Annotated in this window: 10 protein-coding genes; 7 read left to right on the top strand and 3 right to left on the bottom strand. The window is 42.4% G+C overall.

Annotated elements, in window-relative coordinates:
* Positions 1-123: 123 nt before the first annotated feature.
* Complete coding sequence (locus GKO22_RS01495; RefSeq protein WP_166332363.1) at positions 124-831, top strand: DUF4397 domain-containing protein; 708 nt, start codon at positions 124-126, stop codon at positions 829-831.
* Here the strand turns inward: GKO22_RS01495 and tyrS are convergent, their stop codons facing one another.
* Entirely contained in the window at positions 832-2,118 is a 1,287-nt protein-coding gene (tyrS, locus tag GKO22_RS01490) for a tyrosine--tRNA ligase (RefSeq protein WP_166332362.1), read from the bottom strand.
* 176 nt (positions 2,119-2,294) lie between these two features.
* On the opposite strand from tyrS, the gene GKO22_RS01485 reads away from it, so the two are divergent.
* The 5 genes from GKO22_RS01485 to uvrC all read left to right on the top strand — a co-directional run bounded on the left by GKO22_RS01485 (position 2,295) and on the right by uvrC (position 9,881).
* Positions 2,295-2,975: a hypothetical protein gene (locus tag GKO22_RS01485; protein ID WP_166332361.1), complete on the top strand. Its 681-nt coding sequence runs from the start codon at positions 2,295-2,297 to the stop codon at positions 2,973-2,975.
* Between the two features lie 249 nt (positions 2,976-3,224).
* The gene (locus tag GKO22_RS01480; protein ID WP_166332360.1) at positions 3,225-4,916 is read left to right on the top strand and encodes an amino acid permease; all 1,692 of its coding nucleotides are present in this window, start codon (positions 3,225-3,227) and stop codon (positions 4,914-4,916) included.
* A gap of 229 nt (positions 4,917-5,145) precedes the next feature.
* Positions 5,146-5,616, top strand: a complete 471-nt coding sequence (locus GKO22_RS01475; RefSeq protein WP_166332359.1) for a T9SS type A sorting domain-containing protein — start codon at positions 5,146-5,148, stop codon at positions 5,614-5,616.
* Positions 5,617-5,822: 206 nt separating this feature from the next.
* Complete coding sequence (locus GKO22_RS01470; RefSeq protein ID WP_166332358.1) at positions 5,823-8,072, top strand: penicillin-binding protein 1A; 2,250 nt, start codon at positions 5,823-5,825, stop codon at positions 8,070-8,072.
* Positions 8,073-8,081: 9 nt separating this feature from the next.
* Positions 8,082-9,881: an excinuclease ABC subunit UvrC gene (uvrC, locus tag GKO22_RS01465; protein WP_166332357.1), complete on the top strand. Its 1,800-nt coding sequence runs from the start codon at positions 8,082-8,084 to the stop codon at positions 9,879-9,881.
* A gap of 129 nt (positions 9,882-10,010) precedes the next feature.
* Here the strand turns inward: uvrC and GKO22_RS01460 are convergent, their stop codons facing one another.
* Together GKO22_RS01460 and GKO22_RS01455 are read right to left on the bottom strand one after the other, a co-directional pair.
* Entirely contained in the window at positions 10,011-10,343 is a 333-nt protein-coding gene (locus tag GKO22_RS01460) for a metal-sulfur cluster assembly factor (protein WP_166332356.1), read from the bottom strand.
* Between the two features lie 55 nt (positions 10,344-10,398).
* Positions 10,399-11,583, bottom strand: coding sequence for a glycosyltransferase (locus tag GKO22_RS01455; protein WP_166332355.1), 1,185 nt, complete (start codon positions 11,581-11,583; stop codon positions 10,399-10,401).
* A 42-nt stretch (positions 11,584-11,625) separates the two neighbouring features.
* On the opposite strand from GKO22_RS01455, the gene GKO22_RS01450 reads away from it, so the two are divergent.
* A complete protein-coding gene (locus tag GKO22_RS01450) occupies positions 11,626-12,597 on the top strand; it encodes a polyprenyl synthetase family protein (RefSeq protein ID WP_166332354.1) in 972 nt (323 codons plus the stop codon).
* Positions 12,598-12,603: the final 6 nt, after the last annotated feature.

Here is a 12,603-nt window from a genome sequence, read left to right as displayed (position 1 = left end):
ACTAAAAATAGACAATACTACGGTTTTGGCAAGTGGTGAAGTTTTATATTGTAGCGAGTATCATGCTAGCAACGTTTGTTACGGTATGAGTGCCAGAGAATAGGCATTTCAAAAAGATTTATCATGAGAAAATTTTGTGCATTCCTAGCCGCAGTTTCCTTGTTATTCACTTCGTGTAATAACAACGATCTATTGTCAGATCAATTAAGTAACGATGCTGCTAATCAAATGGCTGTATTAGCGATATTTAATGGCGTTCCTGGTTCTGATCAGATGGAGGTGTTTTTAAATGGCGAACGACAAAATACGACGATTGATATGTTGCGGTACGGAGAGTTTATGCGGCATAAAACGGTATATCCTGGTGGTAAAAGACTGACCCTTAATGTCCGCTATGGCAACCAAACGTTGTCTCCACCAGCGAGCGATTTAAACTTAATTGCAGGCCGAAATTATTCTCTGCTACTCACCAGTGGCAACCCTATACAATCCACCTTGGTTGAAGATGATTTGCTATTGCCGAGAAGTGGTCAGTTTAAAGTGCGATTTGTCAATACAAATCCAGATGGATTAACAGTTTCCGTAGGTACATCCACGGATCGAGTTGGATTCTTTAATACGTTGGGGGCAGGAAAGGTTTCAGCATTTGCGACGTATGATGTTGCGGATTATCCATTGCAGTTTATGACAGCTGGTGGCATACGGGGGAGTTATGCTTTCGAATTAAAACCTGTCAACCAAGGGGTGTATACCATTTGGTTGACAGGTTCATTAGTAGCGAAAGATCGCAATGATCAGAATTCGCTATATACGGTGATTCAACACCCTTAATTAGTCCTTCACGACAATTAAATAATAGTTTTTCTTACCTCTTTGGGCAATGATGTACCGATCATTGATCAAATGATTGCTTGATACCAAAAGCTCTCCGTCGGCTATTTTTTCGCGGTTGAGCGACACGCCACCACCTTGCAGCATTTTACGTGCCTCACCTTTCGAAGAAAATATTTGCGTGTTCACCGCCAGCAAATCTAAAATAGGGATACCATTGCTTAATTCTGTAAGACTTAGATCGAATTGTGGCAAGCCTTCGAATACTTCGCGCACCTCTTCTTCACTAAGTGAAGCCAAGAAATCCAACGAGCCATTGTTGAATAAGAAATCCGATGTTTTGATCGCCGTCTCGTAAGCCTCTACTGAGTGTGTGCGAATCGTAATATCTTGCGCCAAAGCCTTTTGTACCACACGTAAATGTGGCGCTTGATCGTGCTCCGCAATGATGGCGTCGATCTCTTCTTTTGTCTTTAACGTGAAGATTTTGATCCAGCTTTTTGCGTCATCATCGGTTGCATTAAGCCAAAATTGGTAGAATTTGTAAGGCGAAGTTTTTTTCGGATCAAGCCATACTGCACCAGATTCTGTTTTACCAAATTTCTGGCCATCCGATTTTTTGATCAATTGTGTTGTCAAAGCATGAGCACTTCCTTGATCTATGCGACGAATCATCTCACTGCCGGTCACGATATTGCCCCACTGATCGGAGCCACCCATCTGTATTTTGCAATTGTGGTGTTTCCACAAATAATAGAAGTCGTATCCTTGGATCAGCTGATAGGTAAACTCCGTGAATGAAAGACCATTTTCGCCTTCCAATCGCTTCTTCACCGAATCCTTGGACATCATATAATTGACGGTAATTAACTTACCGACATCCCGAATAAAATCCAAGAAGCTGAAATCCTTAAACCAGTCATAATTGTTGACCATTTTTGCATCTGTCTCGCCTTCGCCGAAAGACAGGAACTTCGAAAGCTGCGCCTTCAATCCATTAAGATTGTGTTGCAAAGTGCTTTCATCCAATAGATTGCGTTCTGCGGACTTGAACGAAGGATCTCCGATCATACCTGTGGCGCCACCAACTAATGCGAAGGGTTTGTGCCCGGCAGATTGAAAGTGGATCAAGGTCATGATCTGTGTAAGATGACCTACGTGCAAAGAATCTCCTGTCGGATCGAAGCCGATATATCCCGCAACGCGCTCGTTACTCAATACCTCTTCTGTACCGGGCATAATATCCTGGAGCATGCCACGCCAACGCAATTCTTCTACAAAATTCATCTTTAAATGATTTGATTTTTAAGTGCTTATGTTGTTGTAGTGGAGTTTCGTATCTGTTGCAATACCACACGAACGCATAAGTCACTAATTTGTTAACATTATACTAAGATTGCAAAGATAAAACTTAAAGTGTATCTTACAGTTATTATATTCGGTTTGATCAATCCATTCAGCAAGTGAACTTTCTTTCGCATTTCTATTTTGAACGTTATGCATCCGAGTCGGCGCGGGTGGTAGGCTGCTTATTGCCTGATTTGCTGAAAAATGCGGATAAAGATTATGTTTTTCATCCCAATCGGTTTGAAGAGCAATTATTTGCGCATCCTCAGCTGATCGAAATCTACCAAGGTTGGTATCGACATGTGGATGTTGATAAGGTCTTCCATAGCAGTCCATTTTTTCTAGAACACAACCATCAGCTTCGTAAGAAGCTTGATCCGATATTGAGCCATCTGCCCATACGAGCTTCTTTTATGGGGCATATATCTTTAGAATTGCTGCTTGATCATCTGCTAATAGAACATCAAATGGTCAATGTAAACCGATTGTATGAGCACCTTGCCCACGTCAACCGACCGATATTGAAGCGGTTTTTGGAAATCATTGGCTTGGTAGATACCAACAAGTTTTTTCATTTTTACGATCAGTTTTTGGAATGGAAATACATACATGAGTATGCCGACCTAAGGAGTTTGCCTGTGCCTTTATTCAATATTTCTAAGCGAGTCTGGAGTTTTCAGGAAACAGAAGCCGATCGATATGCGCTTGGTAATGCCTTAGAAGAGTATGCGGCTGAGTCACTAGACGACTTTCGAGATATATACCGATTCGTAAATAATAAACTAACAGTCGTTTAGACAAGTGCGAATTGTATTATCGTGAGCGTACGATTTCTAAGTTCATTATTCGGCTATTTAAATCTTATATATCATGCTGCTTTAGCCGTAGCACAGCTATGTGATTCCGCTGATTTTGATCATATTTATTGCTACTTCTTCGCATATAAGCAAACAATTATACATGATTAAAGGATTATTTTTAGACATTTGTAGTTGAATTGAATACAATTATTCTTAACTGCCACGAGTTGACTAACACGATTTTCTATGGGTAATAACAAGCTTTTCCGCAAGAAAAGCATAGATCAGATTCTGCTTGATTCACAAAAAGGAGGTTCTGGACTAGCGCGCGTACTTGGAGTGCGTGATTTAGTTTCTTTGGGGATTGCCGCTATCGTAGGGGCAGGGATCTTTAGTACAATTGGGCTAGCCAGTTACAATGGTGGACCGGCTATTTCTTTACTTTTTCTTTTTGTGGCATTTGCCTGTGTTTTTACGGCTTTATCTTATGCTCAGTTTGCCAGTGCTGTGCCGGTTTCGGGTAGTGCATACACCTATGCTTATGTGTCTTTTGGTGAATTATTCGCTTGGATTATTGGTTGGGCATTGGTATTAGAATATGCTGTTTCGAACATGGTGGTAGCCATATCTTGGTCACAATACTTCGTGTCAATGTTAGAAGGGTTTGGGGTTTTGGTACCCAAATGGTTGACGATGGCTCCCGCATACGCCTTTGACGCACATGCAAAAATGTTGGAAGTTGGGATTGCTAATTTAGAAGGTATCGATAGAATTGCTTTGCAAGCCTATGAAACTGCACCTCGAGTCTTTGATCTACCGATTATTTTCGATTTGCCAGCAGGTTTGGTGACGGTATTCGTCACGTGGCTCGTGTATATAGGAATTAAGGAATCGCGCCGTGCGAGTAACTTTATGGTACTCGTCAAGATCGGCGTTATTCTAGCTGTTATCTTTTGTGGCATGTTTTTCGTTAAGCCCGAAAATTGGACGCCGTTTGCGCCCAATGGGATGGAAGGTGTGCTCAGTGGCGTAGCAGCGGTATTTTTTGCCTTTATCGGATTCGACTCCATTTCCACGACAGCCGAAGAAAGTAAAAATCCGCAGCGTGATCTTCCACGCGCGATGATTTACTGTTTGCTGATCTGCGCCGTATTGTACGTGTGTATCACCTTGGTTTTGACCGGTATGGTCAACTACAGCGCGTTGAATGTAAAAGATCCGCTGGCTTACGTTTTTTCATACGTTGGATTTGATCACATGGCTGGTATTGTTTCCGTTACTTCCGTTATTGCTATTACCAGTGCACTTTTAGTATTTCAATTGGCTCAGCCAAGAATCTGGATGACAATGAGTCGCGATGGGCTATTGTGGAAGAAGTTTGCTACCATCCACCCAAAATATAAAACACCTTCCTTTGCGACAATCATCACGGGTATTGTGGTAGCCGTGCCAGCATTATTCTTCAAGATGGATTTCTTTGTCGATCTCACCAGCGTCGGGACTTTCTTTGCCTTCATTATGGTTTGCGGTGGTGTACTTTATATGGATCACGCCGGATTAACCGCAAAAGCAAAATTTAAAGTGCCATATGTCAATGGTAAATACATTGTCGGGTTGGGCTTTATAATCGGCCTAGTGTTGGTTTATCTATATGGTGCCCCACTGAGTGGAGCGCACGACGCAAAATTGGGGAATACATTGCTACACAATTCTTTGGTGATTGTTTTTTGGCTAGTATGGTTAGTCTTAAGTGTGTTAAGCTTTAAACACAATTTTTCATTACTTCCGGTGATTGGTATTCTGATCAATCTTTACCTCATGAGTGAGTTAGGTGCGAGCAATTGGATCATCTTTGTGATCTGGTTATTGATCGGTTTGGTCGTGTATTTTGCCTACGGTTATAAAAATTCGAAATTAAATACCGAAAATCGAGCGTAAATACGACGAAATCAAAAAAAACAGTATAACCTTTTAAATAAAATCTTCGTTTTTGACCGCTGGGGCGGTGATAACGTTGGTCTGGGTTAAAAATTGTTAAAGACCTTAAAAAAATGTGCAGAAGGTCAACAAAATCTCAGTTTAAAGGTTATATTTGTATACAAGGAAACATCCAATTAAAGATTCGTTGTTGGCTACGACGCCAATTAAAAACAGAATAATAAATTAAATGAAAAAGCATCTTCAGCATTTCCGGACTTGGCTTTATATCAGTGTAGTAGCACTGGTAGTAGTTGCCAATACGTCTTATGCGACGGAGGCGCACATTTTATTTAAATTGGATACAGCTTCAAGTGTTTCTTTATCCAACAATCAATTAGCTTCTATTGCATCGCGTACACGTCGTGATGTGATGTCCACTGTAGAGTTGAATGATAAAGCCATTACCAATGTCAAAGTTTTCTATAATCCTGTTGCGGAGCAAGTAGCTGTTTCCTTCAAACTTTCTAAACTCAGTCATGTTTCTATCCGAGTAATGGATGCCTTAGGCAATGAGGTGATGAGTTTGATGAATGGAGAATTAGATGGTGGTGTGCAAAGTTTGAACTTCGATACCAATAGCAAATTGCCAGCTGGTTTTTATTTCGTACGTGTAACATCAGGTAGCGAAACTGTCATCAAGAGGATTTCCATCCGCTAAGTTTTATTTTAGCAACTCACCATTCCACTGTTAATTTTAATTATTTGCATCAACTACCTGTACGGAAACGGGTTTGTATTAGCGAACTATATAAAATATCTCCATTCCTCCCAAAAATTATGATATTTTTGTAGCTGAAAAACATGGGTCGTCGTGATACTCCTTCGGGCTGTCTAAAAACCACCTATAATTTATAAAATTGTTTTATGAAGAGAGAGTCGAAAAATAGCAAACTTACACCGGATGACGTAAAACGGTATACAGGCCTGTTTTGGAAAGTTATCGTCGGTTTTGTTCTTTTCGCGATACTGTTTATGGTTAGTGTACGTATTGGCGTATTTGGACAGCTGCCATCATTCGAAGATCTAGAAAACCCCAATAGCAATTTAGCTTCCGAAATCATTACCGATGATAATCGTGTGTTAGGAACCTATTATGTGCATAATAGATCCAATGTGCGGTATAGCGAATTGTCTCCAGCTTTAGTGCACGCGCTAGTTTCAACGGAAGATAAACGTTTCTACAAACATTCCGGAATCGATTATTCGCGTACGATCAGCGTAATCTTTCACACGCTCGCAGGCAACAAGCAAGGGGGAAGTACGATTACGCAACAGCTAGCGCTGAATCTTTTCTCCGAAAGACGCGAGAAAAGTTTCCTAAAACGCGTTATGCAGAAGTTTCAGGAATGGATTACCGCGGTACGATTAGAACGGAACTATACCAAAGACGAAATCATCATGATGTATTTCAATACGGTAGATTTCGGAGCGTACAATACTTTTGGTATCAAGTCGGCTGCGCGTACTTATTTCAATACTACCCCAGATCAGTTGACAGCACCTCAAGCAGCGCTATTGGTTGGTATGCTCAAAGGCCCAGGAATCTATTCGCCTGTGCGCTATCCAGAAAATGCACTCAACAGAAGAAATCTGGTCATGCATAATATGGTAGAGCAAGGCTATCTTTCTCAAAACGATTACGAAGCTTTCAAACAAGAAGGACTTGATTTGCAATTACGCATTTCCAGCTATTCCGAAGGAATAGGTCCTTATTTCCGTGCGGTGCTCAAAGAGCAGATCCGTCAAGAATTCAAACGACTTGCTATTACCAAGCCAGATGGCACTCCGTATGATCTGGATCGCGATGGCTTACGCGTGTATACACCGATCAACTATCAAATGCAACAGCATGCGGAAGATGCACAGAAGGAGTGGATGAGTAAGTTGCAAAGTGAGTTTAGCAAAGAATGGCGTCGCCGCGATGCTTTCTCTGGGGAGAATGCTAAAATTCTGGCAAGAGGAATGAAGCGTTCGGATCGCTACCGGATGTTGAAAGATGAAGGCATGTCGGAAAGCAATATTGCCAAGGAATTTGAAAAACCAGTACCGATGACCATCTTCAGTTGGGAAGGAAATATCGATACGGTGATGACACCACTGGATTCTATTCGATACACCAAGTTGATTTTGCGTAATGCCATGATGTCTATGGAACCTCAAACTGGCCATATTAAAGCGTGGGTTGGTGGTATCAACTTCGAACATTTCAAATACGATCAGGTTAAATTGGGTACAAGGCAAGTAGGATCGACTGCCAAGCCTTTTGTATATGCTTGTGCGATAGATAATGGTTACACACCATGTAATACCATTCCAAACCATCAGCAAAATATCGGCGGATGGAGTCCGCGCGGAGATATTCGTGGAGGAGATCCTATTACGCTGAAAAATGCGGTTAAGTTTTCACAAAATCAGGCTTCGGCATATTTGATCAACGAAATCGGTGCCGATAACGTAGCCTCTTTTACGCATAAAATGGGAATCACTTCTGATATTCCAAACAATCTGTCTATCGCTTTAGGCTCGTACGATGCCTCGATCTTTGATATGGTGGGCGCTTATGCTGCCTTTGTGAATCATGGAACTTGGGTAGAGCCGACTATGATTCTTCGTGTAGAAGACAAAAATGGTACGCCAATTTACGAGAAAGCACCAAAAGTAGTAAAAGCCATCAATAGCGAAACTGCTTATGCGATGGTCGATATTTTAAAAGGTGTAGTAGATGGCGGTACAGGAAGTCGATTGCGTTGGGATCCGGATTTTGGTGGACTCAAAAATCCAATCGGAGGAAAGACCGGTACGACCAATAACAATGCTGATGCTTGGTTTATGGGAATTACACCAGAATTGGTGACTGGAGTATGGACGGGTGCCGAAGATCGCGGAATTAGCTTTAGCAGCACCGCATTAGGACAAGGAGCGCGCTCTGCCATGCCGGTTTTTGGTAAATTTATGCGGAAGGTATATGCTGACAAAGCATTAAACTATTCGCAGGAAGATTTTCCATTGCCTCCAGGCGGTATTCATCGTTTTGAGATCGATTGCTCCAGACATACTGAGTTCTTTGGTGTACCAGAAGAGACGCCACTGCAAGACGATCGTCTAGGATTTTAAGATAGAAAAGTGTTTGATTACAAGCAGGAATTAACGCGCATACCGCACAAACCGGGTGTTTATCAATATTTTGATAAAGACGAGCAGCTTATATATGTTGGCAAGGCCAAAGATCTGCGCAATCGGGTAGGTTCCTACTTTAACAGTCCGCATCAGCTCAATGGCAAAACGCGTGTGCTGGTCCGCAAGATCAATCGTATCGCATTCACCATTGTAGATACCGAGATCGATGCTTGGTTGCTCGAAAATAGCTTGATCAAAAAACATCAGCCTCGCTACAATGTGATGCTCAAAGATGACAAAACCTATCCTTGGATTGTCATCAAAAACGAGCGTTTTCCGCGTATTTACTGGACGCGACGTTACATCAAAGATGGTTCGCGTTATTACGGACCGTACGCCTCCGTGGGCATGATGCACATTGTGCTCGATATGATTCGTGAGCTATTTCCATTGCGTACCTGCAATCTCAATCTATCCGAAGAGAATATTAAAAAAGGCAAATTCAAAGTATGCTTGGAATATCAAATCGGCAATTGCAAAGGACCTTGTGAAGGTCTTCAGGAGGAAGAATCTTACAATCAAAATTTAGCTAATATCAAAGATATTCTCAACGGCAAAATCAGCGTAGTAAATAATCGCCTGAAAGAACAAATGCAATCTGCGGTAGAGCAGATGGATTTTGAACAGGCGCATACCTTGAAGCTCAAGTTGGATAAGCTCGGCAACTACCAGAGCAAATCCACCGTTGTCAGTTCGTCCATCACCAATGTGGATGTATTTAGCATCGCTTCCGAAGATAGCTACGCCTTTGTCAACTTTCTAAAAATCGTCAACGGCGTAATCATCCAGACACAGACTTTAGAAATGAAGAAACGCTTGGATGAGAGTGATGAGGAATTACTTGCATTGGCCATACCAGAGATCAGATCACGCTTCAAAAGTTTGTCAAGAGAGATTATAGTGCCGTTCGAATTGGATATTCAAGAAGATGAAAACTTCCATTTTCACGTACCTAAAATGGGCGATAAGCGGAAGCTATTGGATCTGTCACTCAAGAATGTGGCGTATTTCAAAAAGGAGCGCCTCAACCAGTATGAAAAGCTAAATCCTGAGTTGAAGACGGAGCGTATTTTGTCTCAGATGCAGAAAGATCTTCGCATGAATGTGCTGCCACAGCATATCGAGTGCTTTGACAATTCCAATATTCAAGGAAATTACCCTGTATCTGCGATTGTGGTGTTCAAGGATGCAAAACCCTCCAAGAAAGATTATCGGCATTTTAATGTGAAGACCGTTGTCGGGCCAGATGATTTTGCGACTATGGAGGAAGCGGTTTTTCGCCGTTATCGTCGCTTGTTAGATGAAGATCAACCGTTGCCGCAATTAATTATTATCGATGGTGGTAAGGGGCAATTAGGTGCCGCTTTGAAAAGCTTGCGGCTGCTCGGCATCGAGAAAAAAGTCACCATCATTGGTATCGCTAAGCGGCTCGAAGAGTTATATTATCCGGGTGATCAATTTCCGTTGTATCTGGACAAAAAGTCAGAAACATTGCGTGTTATTCAGCATCTTCGCGATGAAGCACACCGATTTGGGATTACCTTTCACCGCAATCAACGCAGTCGCAAAACCTTTGTCTCGGAATTGGAACAGATTCCTGGAATCGGTAAGACGACGGTGGAAAAACTACTCAAAACCTTTAAGTCGACTAAGAAAACACGGGAAGCCAGTGATGAACAGCTCGCAGAGCTGTTAAATAAGAAACAGATCGCTGCGTTTCGCGCTTATTTTGCCGAGATAGAGTAGGGCTGTCATGTCTGGTTTAAGCTGATTCCTTGCTAACCTGAGGAACGAAGGTGCGGCAACATAAGGTATCAACTCTATTAACCTTATTGACTTTATCCACTCCTTCATCAACCCCTCTATAAACCCAACCTACAAAAATCCAAGCTCTAACTTCGCTTCTTCCGACATCATGTCTCTGTTCCAAGGTGGGTCGAACGTTAGCTCAACGACCGCTTGATTGACGCCTTCAATATCCGCTACTTTACGTTGTACCTCATCCATAATATCTCCAGCTACTGGACAGCCAGGAGCTGTAAGCGTCATCACAATTTTTGCCGAACCATCTGCTTTCGTGATGATCTCGTACACTAAACCCAAGTCCACAATGTTGGCCGGTTTTAATTCCGGGTCGTACACGGTCTCTAGTACTTCACGGATCTGTGGCGCAAGGCCAATAGCATCCATCACAATTATTTGATTCATATGTATTCTCTTTTATTGGACAAACGGCAACTCATGCGAATGCCATAGTACAAATTTAGGTATTTCGAGCGCAAACTTGATCATACTCATGTTGTAATAAAGCCATAATACGCTTTTGGCTATGCATGCGCTGCGCTTGATTGGCTGCCCGATCGATAATAAGCTGATGTATTTCTGCACTATCAGATTCAAATCGCGCTATTGCTCGCACGAGCGATGTAGCATCTGTCGGCTGAAAGCGATAACCCGTTTGCCCTTCTATCACGGCATCGGCAATAGCGCCAATATCACTCGCTATAATGGGGGTGCGTAACAGCATGCCTTCGATAATCGTCAGCGGTGTTCCGCCTTCGTAACAAACCGATGGTACGATCAGTGATTTGCAATTCAGTAATTCCGTATATACAGCTTCCTTCGGCAGCGCACCCACGTATGAAAAGTTCGGCGTAGCATTTACGATCTCTTTCACTTGCTCTTCTAAGGGTCCAGATCCGACTATGCGAAGTGAATAATTCGTGTTTTGCAAAGCATTTAATAGCTCCAGAATACCTTTCTCCGCAGACAATCGACCCACATACAGATAATGTTTCTGCCGCTCAGGAAGTATGTCGGGAACTGTAATATTTACAAAGTTGGGTTTCACAACGATATGTTTAGCAGGTACGTCGAGTGAACTTTTTCCGAACAAATCCTTCGAAAAATCGGCCAACACTAGAAAACGATCCACCATCTTCCACGTGCCTATTTTGCGGTGCATCCAATAACTAACGGCCGTTAATGCCGTTTTCAGAAAGGAATGATCCAGCACGCGGTTTCGAATCCCTTTCCAAGGAAAAGCAGCATACACACTGTCGGTAAATAACTTTCCACGATAAAACAGCGTAGCCGAAGGGCAGAGCAAACGGAAGTTATGTAATGACATCACTATCGGAATACCGGCTTTCTTAGCCGTACGAATCAAGATTGGTCCCGCCGCATATTGCGTATTGTGAAAATGGATCACATCAGGTTTGATACGGCGTATCGCGTCGCGTAATTTTTTCGCCGCAAATATATTCCATGCCGACCACCCAAATTGCCACAAGCCTTTCCAACCTTTTTTATTCTGATAGGTGAGTGAAAAGACTTCATAACCTGATACTTCGGACAAAGCCGTCATCTCCTGATGGAAGACCACATCTTCTCCACCAAGATCCTGATAATAGTTATGAACAAAGAGTACGCGCATGTATGAGATCATCAAAAGTAGTTATTTTTGTATATTCGTCATATTTTCTTTCGCATGCTGACACAATCTACATATAGCACACACATTACCGAAGCCATTGAGCAAGCCCAATTCCCGACAGATCCACCAAAGTTGTACGATCCTATACGTTATATTTTGGGTTTATCAGGAAAGCGCGTTCGTCCTTTACTAGTGATGTTGGGTGCCGATTTATTCGCTTTTAAAGATATGGAATCCACTATTCCAGCGGCTTTGGCGGTAGAGTATTTCCATAATTTCTCGCTTATTCATGATGATATTATGGATGAAGCACCATTACGTCGGGGCGCGATGACGGTACATAAGAAATGGAGTGAAAATGTGGCTATTCTTTCTGGCGATGCTTTGCTTGTGAAAGCATACGAAGAGATTGCACGGTGTACACCGACCAAGATTCCGGCCCTGTTGAAAGTGTTTAATCGCATGGCATTGGAAGTATGCGAAGGGCAGCAAGAAGATATGGATTTTGAAACGCAGGATCTGGTAGCAGAAGATGACTATATCGCGATGATTCGAGCAAAGACTTCCGTGCTGTTAGGCGGAGCCTTGCAAATGGGTGCAATTTTAGCAGATGCGAATGCCGAGGAGCAAGAATTGCTCTATCAGTTTGGCGTCAATCTCGGTATCGCATTTCAATTGCAAGACGATATATTGGATGTATATGGTAATCCAGAAAATTTTGGAAAGCAAGTGGGAGGCGATATTTTGTGTGACAAGAAAACGATATTGCGGATTCATTTGCAGCAACGCGTAGATGCGCAAGATGCTGCGGTATTAGCCAAACTGGTAAGCGAGCCGGATGCGGAGACTAAGATCCAGACGACGAAGCAGTTGTATGCTAAATATGATGTACGTGCCATTGCCGAAAAGTTAAAAGAAGACTATTCCGAGCGTGCTTACGAAGCTCTAGACAGGATTCCTGTAGCTGTTGTTCAGAAGTCAGCTTTATTGGATTTAGCACAGAATCTGATGGTTCGCACACATTAATCCATT

Source organism: Sphingobacterium chungjuense (genome assembly GCF_011316935.1).
Lineage (GTDB): Bacteria > Bacteroidota > Bacteroidia > Sphingobacteriales > Sphingobacteriaceae > Sphingobacterium > Sphingobacterium chungjuense.
This window is presented reverse-complemented; position numbering and strand designations above follow the sequence as displayed.